Source organism: Pseudomonas sp. FP2294 (assembly GCF_030687625.1).
Taxonomy (GTDB): Bacteria; Pseudomonadota; Gammaproteobacteria; order Pseudomonadales; family Pseudomonadaceae; genus Aquipseudomonas; species Aquipseudomonas shahriarae.
This window is the reverse complement of sequence record NZ_CP117441.1, coordinates 3,487,304-3,508,474: the sequence shown is the minus strand read 5'-3', so window position 1 is coordinate 3,508,474 and position 21,171 is coordinate 3,487,304. Positions and strand designations below refer to the sequence as shown.

16 protein-coding genes and 4 tRNA genes are annotated in these 21,171 nt (G+C 59.7%); 13 read left to right on the top strand and 7 right to left on the bottom strand.

Annotation, left to right across the window (positions count from 1 at the left end; genetic code table 11):
- Positions 1–202 precede the first annotated feature (202 nt).
- Together PSH73_RS15475 and folD are read right to left on the bottom strand one after the other, a co-directional pair.
- On the bottom strand, positions 203–523 hold the full coding sequence (locus PSH73_RS15475) for a hypothetical protein (protein WP_128593476.1): 321 nt from the start codon (positions 521–523) through the stop codon (positions 203–205).
- A 28-nt stretch (positions 524–551) separates the two neighbouring features.
- Complete coding sequence (gene folD / locus PSH73_RS15470) at positions 552–1,406, bottom strand: bifunctional methylenetetrahydrofolate dehydrogenase/methenyltetrahydrofolate cyclohydrolase FolD (RefSeq protein ID WP_057445013.1); 855 nt, start codon at positions 1,404–1,406, stop codon at positions 552–554.
- A gap of 280 nt (positions 1,407–1,686) precedes the next feature.
- Here folD and PSH73_RS15465 point away from each other — a divergent pair.
- From PSH73_RS15465 to PSH73_RS15420, 10 genes are all read left to right on the top strand, one after another.
- Positions 1,687–1,763: transfer RNA gene (locus PSH73_RS15465), tRNA-Arg, on the top strand.
- A gap of 32 nt (positions 1,764–1,795) precedes the next feature.
- Positions 1,796–1,871: transfer RNA gene (locus tag PSH73_RS15460), tRNA-His, on the top strand.
- Positions 1,872–1,929: 58 nt separating this feature from the next.
- Positions 1,930–2,014, top strand: a tRNA-Leu gene (locus tag PSH73_RS15455).
- Positions 2,015–2,091: 77 nt separating this feature from the next.
- A tRNA-His gene (locus PSH73_RS15450) sits at positions 2,092–2,167 on the top strand.
- A 402-nt stretch (positions 2,168–2,569) separates the two neighbouring features.
- Positions 2,570–3,880 carry a trigger factor gene (gene tig, locus PSH73_RS15445; RefSeq protein WP_057441496.1) on the top strand — a complete coding sequence of 437 codons (1,311 nt, stop codon included), beginning with the start codon at positions 2,570–2,572 and terminating at the stop codon, positions 3,878–3,880.
- A 92-nt stretch (positions 3,881–3,972) separates the two neighbouring features.
- A complete protein-coding gene (clpP, locus tag PSH73_RS15440; RefSeq protein ID WP_029298421.1) occupies positions 3,973–4,608 on the top strand; it encodes an ATP-dependent Clp endopeptidase proteolytic subunit ClpP in 636 nt (211 codons plus the stop codon).
- 112 nt (positions 4,609–4,720) lie between these two features.
- Positions 4,721–6,004 carry an ATP-dependent Clp protease ATP-binding subunit ClpX gene (gene clpX / locus PSH73_RS15435; RefSeq protein WP_029298419.1) on the top strand — a complete coding sequence of 428 codons (1,284 nt, stop codon included), beginning with the start codon at positions 4,721–4,723 and terminating at the stop codon, positions 6,002–6,004.
- A 160-nt stretch (positions 6,005–6,164) separates the two neighbouring features.
- On the top strand, positions 6,165–8,561 hold the full coding sequence (gene lon, locus PSH73_RS15430; protein ID WP_169990353.1) for an endopeptidase La: 2,397 nt from the start codon (positions 6,165–6,167) through the stop codon (positions 8,559–8,561).
- A 146-nt stretch (positions 8,562–8,707) separates the two neighbouring features.
- Positions 8,708–8,980, top strand: coding sequence for an HU family DNA-binding protein (locus PSH73_RS15425; protein ID WP_003174819.1), 273 nt, complete (start codon positions 8,708–8,710; stop codon positions 8,978–8,980).
- A 229-nt stretch (positions 8,981–9,209) separates the two neighbouring features.
- Positions 9,210–11,081: a SurA N-terminal domain-containing protein gene (locus tag PSH73_RS15420; RefSeq protein ID WP_198799378.1), complete on the top strand. Its 1,872-nt coding sequence runs from the start codon at positions 9,210–9,212 to the stop codon at positions 11,079–11,081.
- Positions 11,082–11,144: 63 nt separating this feature from the next.
- Here the strand turns inward: PSH73_RS15420 and PSH73_RS15415 are convergent, their stop codons facing one another.
- Positions 11,145–12,320 carry an MFS transporter gene (locus PSH73_RS15415; protein WP_186625812.1) on the bottom strand — a complete coding sequence of 392 codons (1,176 nt, stop codon included), beginning with the start codon at positions 12,318–12,320 and terminating at the stop codon, positions 11,145–11,147.
- Positions 12,321–12,446: 126 nt separating this feature from the next.
- Between PSH73_RS15415 and PSH73_RS15410 the strand changes: the two genes are divergently transcribed.
- Positions 12,447–13,391: a LysR family transcriptional regulator gene (locus PSH73_RS15410; protein WP_186625811.1), complete on the top strand. Its 945-nt coding sequence runs from the start codon at positions 12,447–12,449 to the stop codon at positions 13,389–13,391.
- 44 nt (positions 13,392–13,435) lie between these two features.
- Positions 13,436–14,233 carry a DUF2242 domain-containing protein gene (locus PSH73_RS15405; RefSeq protein WP_186625810.1) on the top strand — a complete coding sequence of 266 codons (798 nt, stop codon included), beginning with the start codon at positions 13,436–13,438 and terminating at the stop codon, positions 14,231–14,233.
- On the opposite strand, the gene aceE is transcribed toward PSH73_RS15405, so the two are convergent.
- Positions 14,234–16,894, bottom strand: coding sequence for a pyruvate dehydrogenase (acetyl-transferring), homodimeric type (gene aceE, locus PSH73_RS15400; protein ID WP_128593478.1), 2,661 nt, complete (start codon positions 16,892–16,894; stop codon positions 14,234–14,236). It lies immediately after the preceding gene.
- Positions 16,895–17,049: 155 nt separating this feature from the next.
- Between aceE and PSH73_RS15395 the strand changes: the two genes are divergently transcribed.
- Complete coding sequence (locus PSH73_RS15395) at positions 17,050–17,529, top strand: MarR family winged helix-turn-helix transcriptional regulator (protein ID WP_057441509.1); 480 nt, start codon at positions 17,050–17,052, stop codon at positions 17,527–17,529.
- A gap of 18 nt (positions 17,530–17,547) precedes the next feature.
- On the opposite strand, the gene PSH73_RS15390 is transcribed toward PSH73_RS15395, so the two are convergent.
- The 3 genes from PSH73_RS15390 to PSH73_RS15380 all read right to left on the bottom strand — a co-directional run bounded on the left by PSH73_RS15390 (position 17,548) and on the right by PSH73_RS15380 (position 21,074).
- Positions 17,548–18,570 (bottom strand): hypothetical protein, encoded by a 1,023-nt coding sequence (locus tag PSH73_RS15390; RefSeq protein ID WP_057960057.1) that lies wholly within the window; start codon positions 18,568–18,570, stop codon positions 17,548–17,550.
- Positions 18,571–18,898: 328 nt separating this feature from the next.
- Positions 18,899–19,939 (bottom strand): AraC family transcriptional regulator, encoded by a 1,041-nt coding sequence (locus PSH73_RS15385; RefSeq protein WP_216312471.1) that lies wholly within the window; start codon positions 19,937–19,939, stop codon positions 18,899–18,901.
- 4 nt (positions 19,940–19,943) lie between these two features.
- Positions 19,944–21,074, bottom strand: coding sequence for a carbon-nitrogen hydrolase family protein (locus tag PSH73_RS15380; RefSeq protein WP_057960056.1), 1,131 nt, complete (start codon positions 21,072–21,074; stop codon positions 19,944–19,946).
- Between the last annotated feature and the right edge of the window lie 97 nt (positions 21,075–21,171).

The following is a 21,171-nucleotide window of genomic DNA, read 5'->3' as shown; positions in this document are numbered from 1 at the left end:
GCTATATGAAAAATGACGTTACATATTATTAGTATGGATCAGAAACTGATAGAGAGCCTTTAAATAAAGGCTGTAAGCCGATGATTGGTTAGGGTTGTAGCGCAAAGCGCATTGGCGCGCAGATATGGCAAAAACGCTTCTGTCAGCCCTGGGCATGTAGGACTGATACAAAAGCCTCAGGGCCTTTGAGAGGGGCTTTTTGTCAGCGGTGCGTCGAGTAGGAGTCGTTGAAATCAGGGACGAAGATGAACGGTAAAACGATTCGTTGGGCCACCCATTTATTACTGTGCGTAGGGGTACTACGTTGTTGATCGGTGAAGTCGCAGATGCCACTGACCATCATAGGGTTATGGGGTTTGGGGATTGCACTGCTGATTGGCGTTGCTTTTAAGTGCGCAGGCATCACTTTCAGAAAGCCGCGGCGCACTGTTCTGTCGAGCGGGAATAAAAAAATCCGCTGCCAGACAGCTGGCAGCGGATTTTTCAGGAGGCCCGGCGTGACCTGTGAACAGCCTTGGGTCAAGACGGGGCTCTTTTGGCGCTGCAGGTGATCAGCTGTGCAGGGTTTCGGCCGCGTACAGCGTGTTTTCCAGCAGGCAGGCACGGGTCATCGGGCCAACACCACCCGGCACCGGGGTAATCCAGCCAGCACGGGGCAGGGCGGTTTCATACACCACGTCGCCCACCAGCTTGCCGTCGTCCTGACGGTTGATGCCCACGTCGATCACGATGGCGCCTTCCTTGATCCACTCACCCTTGACCAGGCCCGGCTTGCCGGCGGCGACTACCACCAGGTCGGCACGGCCGACATGGCCCGCCAGATCCTTGGTGAAGCGGTGGGTCACGGTCACGGTGCAGCCGGCCAGCAGCAGTTCCATGGCCATTGGGCGACCAACAATGTTGGACGCGCCGACGATCACGGCGTCCAGGCCGTACAGGTCGACGCCGGTGCTTTCCAGCAGGGTCATGATGCCCTTCGGCGTGCAGGGGCGCAGCAGTGGAATACGCTGGGCCAGGCGACCGACGTTATAGGGGTGGAAACCGTCGACGTCTTTGTCGGGGCGGATGCGCTCCAGCAACAGGGAAGCATCCAGATGCTCCGGCAGCGGCAATTGCAGCAGGATGCCGTCGATATTCGGATCGTCGTTGAGGCCGTCGATCAGGTCGGTGAGGGCCTGCTGGGTGGTGTCGGAAGGCAAGTCGTAGGCCTTGGAAATAAAGCCGACCTCTTCACAGTCTTTACGCTTGTGCGAGACATAAACCTGGGAGGCAGGATCGCTGCCGACCAGGATCACCGCGAGCCCCGGCGTGCGCAGGCCAAGCTGGCGACGCTCGGCGACACGTTTGGCGATCTGCTGGCGCAGGCTGGCGGCGATTGATTTGCCGTCGATAAGTTGTGCAGTCATTACGCGTGATTAACCATCGAGAGGGGGAGGAAAAGTGCGCGCATTCTCGCACGCCAGGACGTGAGGGCAAAGGCGCTTGGTCTGCAAATTCCCCTAACCCCTTAAATAAAATGAATTTTTTTCAAAAAAGATTTGACGGCCCCTGGGGGCGTCTATACTATTCGTCGCACTTGTCGGGCACAGCCTAGCACTGGTTAAGAAGGTCGAGCGCAATAGCTGTTTGATTGTGTGAGGCTGGAAGCATTTAGTTTGTAGTCCTCCAAGAGTACAGATTAATCAGGCGCCCGTAGCTCAGCTGGATAGAGCATCCGCCTTCTAAGCGGATGGTCGCAGGTTCGAGTCCTGCCGGGTGCGCCATTAGGCAGCTTTGGCACAAGTAGCGCAAGATGGTGGGCGTAGCTCAGTTGGTAGAGCACGGGATTGTGACTCCCGTTGTCGAGGGTTCGATCCCCTTCGTCCACCCCATATTTCAAAAGGCGCCAGATTTAACGGTCTGGCGCCTTTGTTTTAAAAGTTTCAAGCCGCGGATGTGGTGGAATTGGTAGACACACTGGATTTAGGTTCCAGCGCCGCGAGGCGTAAGAGTTCGAGTCTCTTCATCCGCACCAAATACAGCGTCACCCTTGCCATGGGCTAGGTTGGGGCTTAACAGAGAAGGCAATTGGCTTCTTTGTCACGCAATATGGTGGGCGTAGCTCAGTTGGTAGAGCACGGGATTGTGACTCCCGTTGTCGAGGGTTCGATCCCCTTCGTCCACCCCATATTCCGAAAGGCGCCAGATTTAACAGTCTGGCGCCTTTTTTGTTTTAGCGGTTTGCGTATTCGGCGGCTGCAGGTACTGGGTCGCAGGGGTAGGGCGCTTCGTCGTATTTTTGTTTCTCGATGATGCCGAACTACCCGCCGGCCTTGCGTGCAAGGTCGGCTGTCAGGGAGATGGTCGCTGGCTGCTTCTATATATAGAAGGGTTGGCACAGAGCCCTGGCGTGATTGGCTGTATTTGTCACTGGGGCGAGGAGCATTCGTGCATTCGTACCTGTAAATTGCCTGCTGTTTTTTTACCCGTTTTCAGTAGGGTGACTTCTTGAGTTTGACCCACTAGAATGCATGCCCTTGATTCTTGGGTCGGAAACGGCCGGCTAACGTCTGTGCAACGAGGAATATCCATGCAAGTTTCTGTTGAAAATACTACTGCTCTCGAGCGCCGCATGAGCATCACCGTGCCGGCAGAGCGCATCGAGACCGCGGTCAACAAGCGTCTGCAGCAGACTGCCCAGAAGGCCAAGATCGCTGGTTTCCGTCCAGGCAAAGTGCCGATGAGCGAAATCAAGCGCCGTTTTGGTGCTGATGCACGTCAAGATGCTGTCGGTGACGTGATCCAGGCTTCCTTCTACGAAGCTGTTGTCGAGCAAAAGCTGAACCCGGCTGGCTCGCCTTCCATCGAGCCTAAGTCCCTGGAAGCTGGCAAGGACCTGGAATACGTTGCTGTATTCGAAGTGTTCCCGGAGTTCACCGTTGCTGGCTTCGAAGGTATCGAAATCGAGCGCCTGAGCGCCGAAGTGGCCGATGCCGACCTGGACAACATGCTGGAAATCCTGCGCAAGCAGAACACCCGCTTTGAAGTGGCCGATCGCGCTGCCCAGAACGAAGACCAGTTGAACATCGACTTCGTGGGCAAGGTTGACGGCGAAGTGTTCGCTGGCGGCTCGGCCAAGGGCACCCAGTTGGTACTGGGCTCCAACCGCATGATCCCGGGTTTCGAAGACGGTCTGGTTGGCGCTAAAGCCGGCGAAGAGCGCGTTCTGAACCTGACTTTCCCTGCTGACTACCAGAACCTGGACCTGGCTGGCAAAGCCGCCGAGTTCACTGTGACCGTCAACAGTGTTTCCGAGCCTAAGCTGCCAGAACTGAACGAAGAGTTCTTCGCCCAGTTCGGTATCAAGGAAACCGGTATCGAAGGTTTCCGCGCCGAAGTTCGCAAGAACATGGAGCGTGAGCTGCGCCAGGCCATCAAGTCCAAGGTCAAGAACCAGGTTATGGACGGTCTGCTGGCCTCCAACCCGATCGAAGTGCCTAAGGCCCTGCTGTCCAACGAAGTGGATCGCCTGCGCGTACAAGCTGTTCAGCAGTTTGGTGGCAACATCAAGCCTGATCAACTGCCGGCCGAGCTGTTCGAAGAGCAAGCCAAGCGCCGCGTTGTGCTGGGTCTGATCGTGGCTGAAGTGGTCAAGCAGTTCGACCTCAAGCCAGACGAAGATCGCGTTCGCGAAATGATCCAGGAAATGGCTTCGGCCTACCAGGAGCCTGAGCAGGTCGTGGCTTGGTACTACAAGAATGACCAGCAGCTGAACGAAGTCCGTTCGGTTGTGCTGGAAGAACAAGTTGTGGATACTGTTCTGCAGAAGGCTAAGGTGACCGACAAAGCGGTCTCTTACGAAGAAGCAGTCAAGCCGGCAGAAGCAGCACAAGCCGACTGATTGTCCAACTCGTTTGAAAATACACCCATAAGCCAGCCTCGCGCTGGCTTATGCGTATTCAAGACATGACTATTTGGGAGTAACTGCAGAGCATGTTCCGTAATTCGTATATTCAGCAGAACTCTGATATCCAGGCCGCAGGCGGCCTGGTCCCGATGGTTGTCGAGCAATCTGCTCGTGGCGAACGCGCCTACGACATCTATTCGCGCCTGCTCAAGGAGCGAGTGATCTTTCTGGTTGGTCCGGTAGAGGACTACATGGCCAACCTGATCTGTGCGCAACTGCTGTTCCTTGAAGCGGAAAACCCGGACAAGGACATCCATCTTTACATCAACTCCCCAGGCGGTTCGGTGACAGCCGGCATGTCGATCTACGACACCATGCAGTTCATCAAGCCGAACGTGTCCACCACTTGCATTGGCCAGGCCTGCAGCATGGGTGCATTCCTGCTGACAGCCGGTGCTGAAGGCAAGCGTTTCTGCCTGCCTAACTCGCGTGTGATGATTCACCAGCCACTGGGCGGTTTCCAGGGCCAGGCGTCGGACATCGAAATCCACGCCAAGGAAATCCTGTTTATCCGTGAGCGCCTCAACACGCTGATGGCCAAGCACAGCGGGCACACCCTGGAAGAAATCGAGCGCGACACTAACCGCGACAACTTCATGAGTGCCGAAGCCGCACGTGAATACGGGCTGATCGACGCCGTGATCGACAAGCGCCCCGCTTAATATAAGCAGCTCAAAATAGGCCTGGTCGGCATGTCCGACCACCGGCGGGCTTGAAAAAGCCCGCATAAGCCTTCATCTTGTGTTGCAAGCCTATCGGATTTGGATCGAACGAATGACTGACACCCGCAACGGCGAGGACAACGGCAAGCTGCTCTATTGCTCCTTCTGTGGCAAAAGCCAGCATGAAGTGCGCAAATTGATTGCCGGCCCCTCGGTCTTTATCTGCGACGAGTGCGTCGACCTGTGCAATGACATCATCCGTGAGGAGGTGCAGGAGGCACAGGCCGAGAGCAGCGCGCATAAATTGCCTTCGCCTAAAGAAATCAGCGGCATCCTTGATCAGTACGTGATTGGTCAAGAGCGTGCAAAGAAGGTTCTGGCCGTAGCGGTGTACAACCACTACAAGCGCTTGAACCAGCGTGACAAGAAAGGTGATGAGGTCGAACTCGGCAAGAGCAACATCCTGCTGATCGGTCCTACAGGCTCGGGTAAAACCCTGCTTGCAGAAACCCTCGCTCGCCTGCTGAACGTTCCCTTCACCATCGCCGACGCCACCACCCTCACCGAGGCGGGTTACGTGGGTGAAGATGTCGAGAACATCATTCAGAAACTGCTGCAGAAGTGCGATTACGATGTAGAGAAGGCCCAGATGGGTATTGTCTATATCGATGAAATCGACAAGATTTCGCGCAAGTCTGACAACCCGTCGATCACCCGGGATGTTTCCGGTGAAGGCGTGCAGCAAGCCCTGCTGAAGCTGATTGAAGGCACGGTCGCTTCCGTACCGCCCCAAGGCGGCCGCAAGCACCCGCAGCAGGAATTCCTGCAGGTTGATACGCGTAACATCCTGTTTATCTGTGGCGGTGCGTTCTCCGGCCTGGAAAAGGTTATTCAAAACCGTTCCACCCGTGGCGGCATCGGTTTCAGTGCAGAAGTGCGCAGCAAGGAAGAAGGCAAGAAGGTGGGCGAGTCCCTGCGTGAAGTCGAGCCTGACGATCTGGTCAAGTTCGGTCTGATCCCGGAGTTCGTTGGCCGTCTGCCGGTCCTGGCGACGTTGGACGAGCTGGATGAGGCTGCTCTGATTCAGATCCTCACCGAGCCGAAAAACGCCCTGACCAAGCAATACGCCAAGCTGTTCGAAATGGAAGGTGTAGACCTCGAGTTCCGTGCCGACGCGCTTAAATCGGTGGCCAAGCGGGCACTGGAGCGCAAGACCGGTGCACGCGGTTTGCGTTCGATTCTCGAAGGCGTATTGCTCGACACCATGTACGAAATCCCCTCGCAGTCCGAGGTGAGTAAAGTGGTGATCGACGAAAGCGTTATAGAAGGTAAGTCCAAGCCACTGTATATCTACGAAAACAGTGAGCCGGCTGCCAAGGCTGCGCCAGACGCGTAAGCGTTTCGCAGTTTCGGTACAAACAAGGGGCCTCTAGGGGCCCCTTTGTTTTGCATAGGAATTTTTACTGTGTGTAACTGCCAGCATTGAGCTTGTTTTTTTTACACGCAGCCCCCATCTTGGTTTCAAGCTTACTTTCATCTGTCATAGAGGCGAAATCATGAAGACAACCATTGAATTGCCTCTCCTGCCATTGCGTGATGTGGTTGTGTATCCGCACATGGTTATCCCGCTGTTCGTGGGGCGCGAGAAGTCTATCGAAGCCCTCGAGGCCGCGATGACGGGCGACAAGCAGATCCTGCTGTTGGCCCAGAGAAATCCGGCTGACGACGATCCAGGCGAAGAAGCCCTGTATCGCGTCGGCACTATTGCTACCGTTCTGCAATTGCTCAAGCTGCCAGATGGCACCGTCAAGGTGCTGGTCGAGGGCGAGCAGCGCGGTGCGGTCGAGCGCTTCATGGAGGTGGATGGCCACCTGCGTGCAGAAGTGGCGTTGATCGACGAAGTCGATGCGCCTGAGCGTGAATCCGAAGTTTTTGTACGCAGCCTGCTGTCCCAGTTCGAGCAATACGTGCAACTGGGCAAAAAAGTCCCGGCTGAGGTCCTGTCCTCCCTCAACAGCATTGATGAGCCAAGCCGCCTGGTCGACACCATGGCCGCGCACATGGCGCTGAAGATCGAGCAGAAGCAGGACATCCTCGAAATCATCGACCTGTCGACCCGGGTCGAGCACGTCTTGGCCCTGCTGGATGCCGAGATCGACCTGCTGCAGGTTGAGAAACGCATTCGCGGTCGCGTGAAGAAGCAGATGGAGCGCAGCCAGCGCGAGTACTACCTGAATGAGCAGATGAAGGCCATTCAGAAAGAGCTCGGCGACGGCGAAGAAGGCCACAACGAGATCGAAGAGCTGAAAAAGCGCATCGACGCCGCTGGCTTGCCTAAAGACGCGCTGACCAAAGCCACCGCCGAGTTGAACAAACTCAAGCAAATGTCGCCGATGTCCGCCGAAGCCACCGTGGTTCGTTCCTACATCGACTGGCTGGTGCAGGTGCCGTGGAAGGCCCAGACCAAGGTACGCCTGGACCTGGCGCGTGCCGAAGATATCCTCGACGCCGACCACTATGGCCTCGAAGAGGTCAAGGAACGCATCCTCGAATACCTCGCCGTGCAAAAGCGTGTGAAGAAGATTCGTGGCCCGGTATTGTGCCTGGTCGGTCCTCCTGGCGTGGGTAAAACCTCCCTGGCCGAGTCGATCGCCAATGCCACCAACCGCAAATTCGTGCGCATGGCCCTCGGTGGTGTGCGTGATGAAGCGGAAATTCGCGGTCATCGCCGGACTTACATCGGTTCGATGCCGGGAAGATTGATTCAAAAGATGACAAAGGTTGGCGTACGCAACCCACTGTTCCTGCTCGATGAAATCGACAAAATGGGCAGCGACATGCGTGGCGATCCGGCATCGGCCTTGCTTGAAGTGCTCGACCCCGAGCAGAACCACAATTTCAACGACCATTACCTGGAAGTCGACTACGACCTGTCCGACGTAATGTTCCTGTGCACCTCCAACTCCATGAACATCCCGCCGGCGTTGCTGGACCGGATGGAAGTGATTCGTCTGCCGGGTTACACCGAAGACGAGAAGATCAATATCGCCGTCAAATACCTCGCGCCCAAGCAGATTTCGGCCAATGGCCTGAAGAAGGGCGAGATCGAATTCGACGTCGAGTCGATCCGCGACATCATTCGTTACTACACCCGCGAAGCCGGTGTACGGGGCCTTGAGCGCCAGTTGGCGAAGATCTGCCGTAAGGCGGTCAAGGAACACGCCCTGGAAAAACGCTTCTCTGTGAAGGTCACCGCCGATGCTCTGGAACACTTCCTGGGCGTGCGTAAATTCCGCTACGGCCTGGCCGAGCAGCAGGATCAGGTAGGGCAGGTGACTGGCCTGGCGTGGACCCAGGTGGGCGGCGAATTGCTGACCATCGAAGCGGCGGTTATCCCTGGCAAAGGTCAATTGATCAAGACCGGTTCCCTGGGTGACGTGATGGTCGAATCCATCACTGCTGCGCAGACCGTGGTGCGCAGCCGCGCACGCAGCCTGGGGATCCCCCTGGACTTCCACGAGAAGCACGACACCCACATCCACATGCCGGAAGGGGCTACCCCCAAAGACGGCCCCAGCGCTGGCGTAGGCATGTGCACGGCCCTGGTATCGGCCCTGACCGGCATTCCGGTGCGCGCCGATGTCGCCATGACCGGGGAAATCACCCTGCGCGGCCAGGTATTGGCCATTGGTGGCCTGAAGGAAAAGTTGCTGGCGGCCCACCGTGGTGGCATCAAGACGGTGATCATTCCGGAAGAGAATGTTCGCGACTTGAAGGAAATTCCTGACAACATTAAGCAGGATCTGCAGATTAAACCGGTTAAATGGATTGACGAGGTCCTGCAAATTGCGCTGCAATACGCGCCGGAGCCCTTGCCGGATGTGGCTCCGGAGATAGTCGCGAAGGACGAAAAACGCGAGACTGACTCTAAGGAAAGAATTAGCACGCATTAATACGTTTAAGCCTGGTGGCTTCCTTGACAGCTTTTTAGAGCCCTTGTTATAAAGCGGCTCTTAAGTGTCTGTAGGCCATTCAGCACTGGTTTTTGCTTTCACCAAAAAACTTAGAATCATACTCAATAGATATAAGGGGACTTAGAGTGAACAAGTCGGAACTGATTGATGCTATCGCCGCATCTGCTGATATCCCGAAAGCCGCTGCTGGCCGTGCGCTGGACGCAGTAATCGAATCCGTCACTGGCGCTCTCAAGGCCGGCGACTCCGTGGTACTGGTAGGTTTCGGTACTTTTTCTGTGACCGATCGCCCAGCTCGCACTGGCCGTAACCCACAGACTGGCAAAGCACTGCAAATCGCTGCTGCCAAGAAACCAGGTTTCAAAGCCGGTAAAGCCCTGAAAGAAGCCGTTAACTAAGCTTCGTTCAAGCCTTTGCCTATCCGGGCTGGACGCTGGTCTGGCCTGGCAGCGGAGCGGCAACTGACCCGAGTATCCATCGGGTCGCTACGCCGGGGGGCGGGTTCAATACCCGTCCGTTCCGCCAGTTACGAGAAGGCGCATCCTCGGATGCGCCTTTCTTCTATCCGGATTCTACCCACGCTCCACGGTTGCCTAATTTTGAAGTTCAACCGTTTCTGGGGGACGCATGCTGCAGAATATCAGGGACAATTCACAAGGCTGGATTGCCAAGACCATTATCGGCCTCATCGTTGTATTGATGGCTTTCACCGGTATCGAGGCCATTTTCCAGGCCACGACCAACAGCCAGGACGCGGCCAAGGTCAACGGTGAAGAAATCAGTCAAAACGAGCTGAGCCAGGCCGTCGACATGCAACGTCGGCAGCTGATGCAACAACTGGGCAAGGACTTCGACGCGTCCTTGCTGGATGAAAAAATGCTGCGCGAAGCGGCCCTCAAGGGCCTGATCGAGCGCAAGCTGCTGCTGCAAGGCGCGGCGGATTCGAAGTTCTCCTTCTCGGAAGCTGCACTGGACCAAGTGATCCTGCAGACCCCGGAGTTCCAGGAAGACGGCAAGTTCAGCGCTGAGCGCTTTGACCAGGTGATCCGTCAACTGGGCTACAGCCGTATGCAATTCCGTCAGATGCTGACCCAGGAAATGCTGATCGGCCAACTGCGTGCAGGCATTGCCGGCAGCGGTTTTGTCACCGATCAGGAAGTCCTGAACTTTGCGCGCCTGGAAAAACAGACCCGTGATTTCGCCACCGTCAGCGTCAAGGCCGACCCGGCCGCAGTGAAACTCACTGACGACGAGGTCAAGGCTTACTACGACCAGCACGCCAAGGAGTTCATGACCCCGGACCAGGTCGTCATCGACTACCTGGAGCTGAAGAAGGCTTCGTTCTTCGACCAGGTAACGGTCAACGACGATGAGCTGCAGGCCCTGTACGAGAAAGAAACCGCCAACCTCGCTGAACAGCGTCGTGCCGCGCACATTCTGATCGAAGTCAACGACAAGGTGACCGAGGCCCAGGCCAAGGCCAAGATCGACGAAGTCCAGGCACGCCTGGCCAAGGGCGAAAGCTTCGAGGCCCTGGCCAAGGAGTTCTCCCAGGATCCGGGCTCGGCCAACAACGGCGGCGACCTGGGTTTTGCAGGCCCTGGCGTCTACGATCCTGAGTTCGAAAGCGCCCTGTACGGCTTGAACCAGGACCAGGTCTCGGCACCGGTACGTTCCAGCTTCGGCTGGCACCTGATCAAGCTGCTGGGTGTTGAAGCGCCAGAAGTGCCATCGTTCGCCAGCCTGAAAGACAAGCTGACCCGCGAGCTGAAGACCCAGCAAGTGGAGCAGCGCTTCGTCGAGGCGACCAAGCAACTGGAAGACGCGGCATTCGAAGCCTCCGACCTGGCCCAGCCAGCTTCGGACCTGAAACTGACCGTGCACACCTCCGCGCCGTTTGGCCGTGAAGGTGGCGAAGGCATCACGGCCAACCGTGCCGTGATCCAGGCAGCTTTCAGCCCTGAAGTGCTGGATGAGGGTGCCAACAGCACCGCCATCGAGTTGGATCCGGAAACCATCGTAGTCCTGCGCGCCAAGGAGCACCGCAAGCCGGAGCAACTGCCGCTGGAAAGCGTGGCGACCGCCATCCGTGCCCAGATGACCAAGGAGCGTGCAAGCGCTGCGGCGAAGGCTCACGCTGACGAACTGATCGCCAACCTGCGCGATGGCAAGCTGGCGTTGGACAAGCCGGTTGATGGTCAGGCCTGGAAAGTCACTGAAGCGGCCACCCGTGGCCAGGAAGGCGTTGAGCCTGCCGTACTGCAGGCACTGTTCCGCATGGCCAAGCCTGTTGCTAAAGACAAGCCGACCTTTGCTGACGTGACCCTGCGTGATGGCAGCTTGATGATCGTGCGCTTGAACAGCGTCAACGAAGGGGCTGCGCCAACCGAAGAGGAGAAGGAGCAGTATCGTCGCTTCCTCGCTTCGCGCGTCGGCCAGCAAGACTTCGCTGCGTTCCGCAAGGAACTGGAAGCCAAGGCTGACATCAAGCGCTTCTGATGCTGTGATACCGCCGCAAAAAAAGACCCCGGCCTGAAACCGGGGTCTTTTTTTGCCTGTTTGTCAGGTACGGCGAGGCTGTAGGGTGGTGATCAATGCCAGCGTAGCCAAGGCGGCAACGACCCAGGGAAACCACATGACGCCCCATCCCTGAAGCAGTATGCCGCCCAGCAGCCCACCGCCGGCAATCCCCAGGTTCCACACCGTCACCAGCATCGACTGGGCTGCATCCGCCGAGTCACCGGCCGACTTGGCCAGCGCGGTTTGCAGCAAGGCAGGCAAGCCGCCAAATGCCAGGCCCCAGATGGCGACCGACAGGTAGACGACCTCGGTAGAGGCGATCCACAGCCCCAGGGCCAATGCCGCAGTGGCAAACAGCGTGCAACTGATCACCAGCAAGACCTGCAGCAGGCGGTCAATCAACAGGCCGACGATCCAGATCCCCATCAGCGCGGCCAGGCCAAATACCAGCAACACCCGGTCGATGTCGGCGCTAAGCCCGGCGGGCACCAGGAACGGCGCGATATAGGTGTACAGAATGTTGTGCGCCAGCACGTAGGTAAAGGTCACCCACAGCACCGGACGCACCCCCGGCAAACGCAGGACCTGGTGCAAGCCCAGGCGCTGTTGCGCACGTTGCCCGGCAAAGTCCGGCACCTGCCAGCGCACCCACGCCAGTAGCAGCACCGTCAGTCCGGTCATGATCGCAAAGCTCAAGCGCCAACCCACTGCAGTGCCCAGAAACGTGCCGGCAGGTATTCCAAGGGATAACGCCAGGGGCGCGCCCAGCATTGCCACGGCAATCGCCCGGCCCTGTAGGTGCGGCGCCACCATGCGGCTGGCGTATCCTGCCAGCAGTGCCCAGAGCAAGCCCGCGAACACCCCGGCCAACAGCCGTGCGACCAGGGTCAGCCAATACACGCTTGATAGTGCCGTGACACTGTTGACTAGCGCGAAGCCACCAATGGCTAGCATCAGCAAGGGGCGGCGGCGCCAGCCACGGGTGGCGATGGTCAGGGGGATGGCGGCCAGCAACGAGCCGAGGGCATACAGCGTGACGAGCTGGCCGACCAGCGCCTCGCTCACCCCGAGGCCGGCGCTCATCTGGGGCAGCAGACCTGCGGGCATCGCCTCGGTGAGGATGGTGATGAAGCCGGCGGTGGCCAGCGCCAGCAAGCCCGCCATGGGCAGGCGTTCGCGCTGGCTGGGCAGGCATTGCGGTGTACTGCAGTCATTCATGTGGCTCGGCTCCGTATTCAAGGCATCAGGACATCGGGGCAGAGTAGGGGGCTGAACCACTTGGAAAAATGGGCTAAGGTTCCGAACTTATCGGACGTTTATATCCGTAATTCGCAGGAAGTGACAATGGACAGTCTGGGCAGTATGTCGGTGTTTGTGCAGGTCGCGGAGACCCGCAGCTTTACCCAGGCCGGTCGGCTGCTGGGGGTGTCGTCCTCGGCTGTGGGCAAAAGCATTGCGCGCATGGAGCAGCGTCTGGGGGTGAGGCTGTTCCATCGCAGTACCCGCAGTATCACGCTGACGGCCGAGGGCGCGCTGTTTCTCGAGCGTTCACGGCGGATCCTGGCCGAGGTTGAAGCGGCCGAGCAGGAGTTGACTGAAGCAGCGACCACCCCCCGAGGCAAATTGCGCATCAGTTTGCCCCAGGTCAGGGGCCTGTTGATGCCGGTGCTGACCGAGTTTATGCGGGCCTATCCAGAGATTGAGCTGGACGTGGATTTTTCCGACCGCATGGTGGATGTGATCGAGGAAGGCTTCGACGCTGTGGTGCGCACCGGCAAGCCCGAGGATTCGCGGCTGTCGGCGCGGCTGCTGGGGCACTATCGGTTGGTGCTGGTGGGAGCGCCGCAGTACTTCGCCCTACACGGCGTACCGGCCTGTCCTAAGGACCTCAACCATCATGCCTGCCTGCGTCACAAGTTCTGCGCCACCGGCAAGCTGGAGAGCTGGCCCCTGCGCCATTTACCCGGCGAACCCGAGCCGGTGCTGCGTGCACCGTTGGTCAGCACTACCATCGAGTCGCTAAAGCACGCAGTGCACGAAGGCCTGGGGATTGCCTGCCTGCCGGACTTCATGGTCCGCGAATCCGTCGAGCAGGGCCGCCTGCAGCGGGTGCTGGACGATTACCTGGAGCACAGTGGCAGCTTCTGGATGCTCTGGCCGTCGAGCCGACATGCCTCGGCCAAACTGCGGGTGTTTATCGATCATATGAGCGCCAGGCTTTTTCCTGCACCGCGCGTCGAGCCGGCCAGTGACGTTTTACCGACAGGAATCCGCGCGCGCACCCGGTGATCTGTTGCACAATACCGCCCTGACCGTTTTCCTCAGGATGATCAATGTCGACTTCATTTCACTTGCGTGGCCTTGCGCTCGCGCTGGTGCTGGCAGGCGCCACGGGCTGCTCGTCGCCCAAGACCGCTATCTACGAACATGAGAATTTCGACGATTCCGGTACGTTTTCGCGCAATTACCCGGTCAGCGATGTCGCGGCCTGCGAAGCGGCACGCCGGGCGTTGCTCAGCCAGGGCTACATCATCACCAGCAGCGACCCGAAGCTGGTGAGTGGTAACAAAAGTTTCCAGCAGACCGGCGAGACCCATCTGCAGATCAGCTTCAACGTGGTGTGTGCCGAAGATGGCGGCGGCGAGCATCATGCGACGATGTTTGCCAACGCCCTGCAGGATCGCTACGCGCTGAAGAAGGTCAACAACTCCGCCAGCCTGGGGGTGGGCGTGCTCGGTTCGGTGTCGATGCCGATTGGCTCCACCGACGACTCGATGGTCAAGGTGGCCAGCGAGACCGTCACCTCACCCAAATTCTATGACCGCTACTTTGCCTTGGTGGACGTGTTCCTGCCTCAGGAAGTGAAGGCCGCCGAACACATTCCCGAAGCGCCCAAGGCCGATCTCGGCGTGCCGGAGCCCAAGCCCGCGCCGGTGGTGGACAAGGTGCAAGCGCCTCAGGAAGCGCCGACCATGCCTGTCGCACCGCCCGTCTCGGAGCCGCTTGCACCACCGGTGGAAGCCACGCCGATTGCGCCAGAGGCAGTACCGGCAGAAGTGCCAGCGCCGACTGCGCCTGTGCTGCCGCCACCGACAGAGACCATCCCGCCGCTGCCGGCCAACGGGCAGTAACTAGACGCCGGCCGGGTCGGCTTTATCGACGTCGATCCCGTAGCGGCTGATTGCCTCGCCGACTTTGGTGCGGCTGATCAGGCCGTCATCAGCCAGGGCCTTCAATGTCGCCAAGACGATGAAATGGCGGTCCACCTCGAAGAACTCGCGCAGCGCTTCACGGGTATCGGACTGGCCAAAACCGTCAGTGCCCAGCGCGACAAAGCGCCTGCCTGTGACGAATGGGCGAATCTGATCGGCGAAGATCTTCATGTAGTCGGTGGCAATCACCACCGGCCCCGGGTGGTCCGCCAGGCATTGCTCCACGTAGCTGGTGCGTGGCTCGTCCTCGGGGTGCAAGAGGTTCCAGCGCTCCACCCCAAGGCCCTCGCGGCGCAGTTCGGTGAGGCTGGTAACACTCCAGACGTCACTGTCCACGGCAAAGTCCTCGCGCAGCAAATCTGCGGCGGCGATCACTTCGCGCAGGATCGAGCCACTGCCCATCAGTTGCACCTGGGCTTGCTGGCCCGCCTTCAGTCGATACATGCCCTTGAGAATGCCATCCTCGACACCTTCGGGCATGGCCGGGTGCGGGTAGTTTTCATTGAGCAGGGTGATGTAGTAGTAAATGTCCTCCTGTTCGACGTACATGCGCCGCATGCCCTCGCGGATGATTACCGCAAGCTCGTAGGCAAAGGTTGGGTCGTAGGACACGCAGCAAGGAACCACCGAGGCCAGCACATGGCTATGCCCATCATCGTGCTGTAAGCCTTCGCCCATCAGTGTGGTGCGCCCGGCGGTGGCCCCCAGCAGGAAGCCACGGGCCCGCGCATCGCCTGCGGCCCAGGCCAGGTCGCCGACACGCTGGAAACCGAACATCGAGTAGAAAATGTAGAAGGGCAGCGTCATCAGGCCGTGGTTGGCGTAGGACGTGCTGGCAGCGATCCACGAAGAAAACGCGCCGGACTCATTCAGGCCCTCCTGTAGGATCTGCCCGTCTTTGCTCTCTTTGTAGTAGCTCAGTTGCCCGGCGTCCTGCGGGGTATAGAGCTGGCCCACGGCAGAATGAATACCGATCTGGCGGAACAGGCTTTCCATGCCAAAGGTGCGCGATTCGTCCGGCACAATCGGCACGATCAACTTGCCGATGTGCGGGTCTTTCAGCAGGGTGCCGAGGATGCGCACGAAGGCCATGGTAGTGGAAATGGCACGCTCGCCAGTGTCTTTGAGTTGGGTGGCAAACGCTTCGAGCGGCGGCACTTGCAGGGCCGGTACCGAACTGTGCCGGGCAGGAATATAACCGCCCAGGGCCTGGCGCCGCGCGGCAAAGTAGCGGCCTTCTTCGCTGTCGGCAGCGGGCTTGAGATAGGGGATTTCAGCCAGTTGGTCGTCAGCCACCTCCAGGCCGAACCGGTCGCGGAACGCCTTGACGGCCTCGGCGCCCATTTTCTTGAGCTGGTGATTGATGTTCTGGCCTTCGCCTGCCTCGCCCATGCCAAAACCCTTGACGGTTTTCGCCAGGATCACCGTAGGTTGCCCGGTATGGCGGACTGCGGCGGCATAAGCGTTGTAGACCTTGTCGGGGTCATGGCCGCCCCGTGAGAGCTTCCAGATATCGTCGTCGGAAAGATCCTCCACCAGTGCCAGCAACTCCGGGTATTTGCCGAAGAAGTGTTCGCGCACGTAGGCGCCGTTTTGCGACTTGTAGTTCTGATAGTCGCCATCCACACATTCCATCATGCGTTGGCGCAGCAGGCCGCTGCGGTCCTTGGCCAGCAGGGCATCCCAGCCACTACCCCAGATGACTTTGATCACGTTCCAGCCGGCAGCGCGATACAGGCTTTCGAATTCCTGGATGACTTTGGCGTTGCCCCGTACCGGGCCGTCGAGGCGTTGCAGGTTGCAGTTGACCACGAAGATCAGGTTATCGAGTTTCTCGCGCCCCGCCAGGGAGATCGCCGCCAGGGATTCCGGCTGGTCCATCTCGCCATCCCCCAGGAACGCCCAAACTTTGCGCCCCGCCTCAGGCTTGAGGGCGCGCAGGTCCAGATAGCGCATGAATCGCGCCTGGTAGGCCGCAGTGATCGGCCCCAGGCCCATGGACACGGTAGGAAACTGCCAGAAGTCCGGCATGAGGCGGGGGTGGGGATAGGACGACAGACCCTGGCCGCCGGCCTCGCGGCGGAAGTTATCGAGTTGTGCTTCGTCGATGCGCCCTTCGAGGTAGGCGCGCCCGTAGATGCCTGGCGAGGAGTGCCCCTGGATATACACCAGGTCGCCGGCAAAGGTCTCGGTTCGACCACGGAAGAAATGGTCAAAGCCTACGTCGTAGAGTACCGCGGCCGACGCATAGGTGGCGATATGCCCGCCCACGCCCGAGTGTTTACCGGCGCGCAAGACCATGGCCATGGCGTTCCAGCGGATAAACGCATTGAGCCGGCGTTCGATTGCCAGGTTGCCGGGGTAGGGCAGTTGCCGGTCCACCGCGATGGTGTTGACGTAGGGGGTGGTGACCCGCCCATGGAAGTCGCCATGTCGCGCTACGTCGAAATCCAGCAACTGATCGATCAGGTAATGGGCGCGGGGGCGACCTTCGGTGGACAGCACCGATTCGATGGACTCCAGCCATTCGCGGGTTTCCTGTGGATCGTCGTCGAGTCTTACTGCGTTGTTCGCGTTCATGTGAGGCTCCAGGTGTGCGGATACCAGCGTGCGGTTTCCTTGTGGGAAGGTGATTCGGCACGCTGCAAAAGTAATTGCAATTGCAACTACATGCCTGAATTTAGCGCGGGATGCGCTACCATTGCAACCTTCTCGAATTCCCCGGATGGTGTTGCATGTCGTCGAAAGAGCCTGATGTCTGGTTCCGTTTTGTCAGGGCCCACAGGACAGTCATCCGTGAAATCGAACGGCGCCTGGCCTTGGCCGACCTGCCGCCATACGCCTGGTACGATGCCCTGTGGGGCCTGGAAAGCGGTCCTGATGGCACTCGGCGCATGCATGAATTGGCCGATGTGCTGGCGATCGAGCGCTACAACCTGACGCGATTGGTGGACCGCCTGGAAAAGGACGGCCTGGTGGTGCGCTCGCGCTGCGAAGGTGACGGGCGCGCCGCGTTTGCCTCGATCACCGATGAGGGCCGGGTGTTGCGTAAAAAGATGTGGGGCATCTACGAAAGTACTGTGGATGAACTGTTCCTCTCGCAACTCGACGCCGAGCAACGCCAGGGCTTTGCCGATGCGCTGGAGCGCACGGCCGGGCTGGCGATGCAGGCCAGTGTGCAGACCCGCGGACGGCGCAGGCCTGAAACACCATAGGCAAGGGCATGCTCTTGCTCATTTGAGGGCGTACTGTTGCAGCGCGCGCTCCACTTGTCGCACCTCGATCCGTCCCTCGTCTGCCAGCGCCTTCAGGGCCAGCACGGCAATCCAGTAGCGGTCAGGTGCCGTCGGTTGGACTGAGCCGGCCCCCAGCGCGACAAACCGTGCATCCACATGGGCCGCCAACGGGTCGACGATGGATTGCGGATAGCCGGTGACAGCGATCACCGGGCTGTGGTGGGCCGCCAGGCAATCGCGCAAGTGGCAGCTACGCTTTTCGGCCAGAGGGTGTAGGCGGTTCCAGCGCTCGGCGGCGCGTGCTTCCCGCGCCAGCCGGGTGTAGCTGGGGCAGCTCCATAACTGCGCCGATACGTTCCAGTCGGTCTCCAGCAGCCTCGCTGCATGCAGGACTTCTTCAAGTGCGCGGCCAGCCCCCAGCAAGCGCACGTGCAATTCGCCGGGTGGCTCGCGCCCGATCCGATACATCCCCTTGATTGCATCCTGTCGGTGCTGTGGCGCCAGTCCAGGTCCGTCGTCCTGGTCATGCAGGGCCAGGTAGTAAAATCCGGGCCTGCCGTCGACATACAGCGCGTGCAAACCCGCCAGCACAATCGCTCGGGTTTCGTCGCCGGAGGCTGGATCGTATGGGGTGCACTGCGGGTTGCTGGCCAGCCATAGCGCAAGTGAAGGGTGCGCGCCGTGGCGCCCGGAGGCGGGGCGGGTGTGGATGTCGTTGCACAGAATCCCGCGTTGATCGGTGCCCTGGCAGAGGGCACGCAACTGCGCCGATGAAGTGGCGTTATGCAGGTACAGCAGTGGTTTTTCCCCGGTATTACGCGCAAACCAGGTGGGCCAGGCGGTAATGCGCCTGGAGTGGGATTGGCCGCGAATGACCCAGGCTTGCCGGCGTGTCGCCGGGTGAAACTCCAGGGTGTTGGCCATGGCCATCACTGTATACAGGGGCGAGCTGCGGGGTGGTTGTTGATCGTTGAGGGTGTCGATGCAGATTCGTGCGGATTGCGCAGTGCTGGCAGTCATGAGTCACGTCCCATGGCAATGGAGCGCATCACCCTACTGGAAGTTGACATATAATTGCAATTGCAATGATTGCAGTTGCATTTAAATCGCTCGGTTAAATCCGCGCCTGGCTGCTGCGTTTAATCTTCAAGCGCAGGAACGTCATGCCCCTGTCTTTTTTTCGTCATGACGGCACTTTACGCTGGTGATGCAGGTCACTTGAGTCACCTGCTTTGATTAAACAAGGAGTCGACGATGGACGATTATCAAGAAGAGCTGCTGGAATACCAGGCCTTTGAACTGGACCCTTCGCACCCGGCCGACGACGCCACCGAGCTGTAGGCAGGCGTCAGGCGGAATGCCGCTGACTGCGGCGAAATTCCCCTGGGGTCTGGCTGTTCCAGCGCTTGAAGGCCCGTTGAAAGGCTTCCGCTGAGGCGAAACCGAGCAAGTAGGCAATTTCCCCGAACGCCAGTTCGGTATCGCGAATGTAGGTCATGGCCAGGTCGCGACGGGTGTCGTTGAGAATGGCGCGAAACTGCGTGCCTTCCTCGGCCAGTTTGCGGCGCAAGGTCCAGGTCGGCAGTTTCAGGCGTGCCGCCACTTCTTCCAGGTCGGGTTCCCGGCCGCCATTGAGCATCGGCCCCAGTAAACGTGTGATGCGCTCGCGCAGGCTGCGGGTGCGGGTCAGTTGTTCCAATTCCCGTTCACACAGTTGCAGCAGCAAGTGCCAGGTACTGGGGCAGTGCTGCGGGTTGCGCAGGCCAAGGCTGTGCTGGCTCAGGCGCAGTTGATTGAGTTCGGCGCCGAACTGGATCGGGCAATCTCCCAGCACGGTGTAGCTCGCGCTGTAGTCCGGCGCGGCGAATTCGATTTCGATCCGCTCGGCCAATACAGGCTGCTGGCACAAGGTCGCCATCTGCTGCAGCCAACCGGCCAGAATCGAGTCCACCACGAAGCGGTTATAGGCGTTGTAGGGGCTGATGGAATAGAAACGCAGCCAGGCACCCTGGGCGTCTTCATGAAAGCTCGACTGGCCACGGTAGTTGGCGCCGTACAGGGCCTCGAAGCGCGTCAGGGTGCGCGCGGCTTCGCGCACGTTGGGCGCCTGGGCGGCGGTGACGCCGGCCAGGCCAAGTTGATTCATGCGGCTCAACTGGCCCATGCGCAGGCCCAGGCTGGGGTCGCCGGTCAGTTGGATGGCTGCATGGCCCAGGCGCATATAGCGTGGGATCGACAGGCGCGCACCGGGCTCACTCAAGCGCGCCGGGTCGAGGCCGTACTGCAACAGCAGCGGCTGCGGGTTCAGGCCATGGCTGAGGATGGCGTCGGCCAGGGTATGCACGATGCCCACCGATAAGTCCCCGAGGCGCATCGGTGCCGGTTTCATGGGCTTACAGCCACACGTTCAGCAGGCGCGCACCACGCGCGTTGCTGTCGGCGAAGACTTGGCCCTGGGCACTGAGAAAGCTCTGGCCGCTGGTTCCCTGGTCCCAGAATTGCCCGCGCATGAATACGCTCATGCCCGCACCCGCGAGGCTGATGGGAGGCTGGCTGATCAGGCTCAGACGATGCCAGGCTTCGCCTTCACTGAGCTCTTCGGGCTTGAGGCTGACTTCCGGGGGCGTGGACACGCTCTTGAAGCCGCGCCATGGCTTGTCCCAGGTGTCGCGGCCAATCACCAGTGCCGGCACGGCCACCAATTGCGCACCTTGTTCGTTGAGCTTGCGGTAGTTGTCGGGGTACCAGCTGTCGCTGCCGATCAGGATGCCCAGGCGCCCGGCCGGAGTGTCGATCACGCTGATCGCGTTTTCGTCGCCCGGGGCGATAAAGCCGCGCTCATTGAAGATCGGGTAGAGCTGGCGCTGGGGTTGGCCCAACGGCAAGCCATCGCGGTCGAACACCAGGCTGGTGTTGTACAGCGCGCCATGACCGACCTGCAATTGGCCCTGGCTGACGCTCGGGTTGGGCAGGGCGATGGAGCCGGCCACCAGGGTCACTCCGAACTCTTTGGCCAGGCCGCCAAACAGCACCTGGTAATCACGGGCCATGGCCGGCGCCTTCATGCGCAGGTAGGCATCGTCCAGGCGGTTATCGCCCTGGGCACTGATCAGTGCGCGCAGGAACAGCAACGGATTGCTTGCCGACAGCCAGTTCATCGCCTCTTTCAGGCTGGTGGCCTGATACAGCTGGTTTTTTTCGCCACTGACCATCAACCAGGTGCCGACGTGCTCCGGCAGGACCACGATGGTTTTGTCGTTGATCAGGCCCATGTCCCGGGCATTGCGCAGGTAGGCCGAGAGCTTCAGGTGCAGGCGTTCCAGGCTCTGGTAGTCGGCGGGGAACAGCTCCGGCTGGATGCCCAGCAGGTTGCCGTGATCGGCGGGAGTGCCCTCGTTCACCGCCAGGTTGATCCGCAGGTCCGACAGGTAATGCCCCACGGGGCGCTCCTGGGTCCAGACCAGATAGGCGGAAACGGCGGCGACCAGGGCCATGGTCAGGGTCAAAGCAAGTAATTTACGCATGGGGGAACAGACAACAGGCCGTGTGCAGGGTTCGCCCCTAGGGTAGGGCCCGTCGTCCCGCTTGCCAAGGGGCGCTGCACATTTGGATCAATAAGTT

Coding starts and splice junctions, on each gene's coding strand:
- folD (WP_057445013.1), bottom strand. CDS start 1,406: ATGACTGCACAACTTATCGACGGCAAATCAATCGCCGCCAGCCTGCGC.
- tig (WP_057441496.1), top strand. CDS start 2,570: ATGCAAGTTTCTGTTGAAAATACTACTGCTCTCGAGCGCCGCATGAGC.
- clpP (WP_029298421.1), top strand. CDS start 3,973: ATGTTCCGTAATTCGTATATTCAGCAGAACTCTGATATCCAGGCCGCA.
- clpX (WP_029298419.1), top strand. CDS start 4,721: ATGACTGACACCCGCAACGGCGAGGACAACGGCAAGCTGCTCTATTGC.
- lon (WP_169990353.1), top strand. CDS start 6,165: ATGAAGACAACCATTGAATTGCCTCTCCTGCCATTGCGTGATGTGGTT.
- PSH73_RS15420 (WP_198799378.1), top strand. CDS start 9,210: ATGCTGCAGAATATCAGGGACAATTCACAAGGCTGGATTGCCAAGACC.
- PSH73_RS15415 (WP_186625812.1), bottom strand. CDS start 12,320: ATGAATGACTGCAGTACACCGCAATGCCTGCCCAGCCAGCGCGAACGC.
- PSH73_RS15410 (WP_186625811.1), top strand. CDS start 12,447: ATGGACAGTCTGGGCAGTATGTCGGTGTTTGTGCAGGTCGCGGAGACC.
- PSH73_RS15405 (WP_186625810.1), top strand. CDS start 13,436: ATGTCGACTTCATTTCACTTGCGTGGCCTTGCGCTCGCGCTGGTGCTG.
- aceE (WP_128593478.1), bottom strand. CDS start 16,894: ATGAACGCGAACAACGCAGTAAGACTCGACGACGATCCACAGGAAACC.
- PSH73_RS15395 (WP_057441509.1), top strand. CDS start 17,050: ATGTCGTCGAAAGAGCCTGATGTCTGGTTCCGTTTTGTCAGGGCCCAC.
- PSH73_RS15390 (WP_057960057.1), bottom strand. CDS start 18,570: ATGACTGCCAGCACTGCGCAATCCGCACGAATCTGCATCGACACCCTC.
- PSH73_RS15385 (WP_216312471.1), bottom strand. CDS start 19,939: ATGAAACCGGCACCGATGCGCCTCGGGGACTTATCGGTGGGCATCGTG.
- PSH73_RS15380 (WP_057960056.1), bottom strand. CDS start 21,074: ATGCGTAAATTACTTGCTTTGACCCTGACCATGGCCCTGGTCGCCGCC.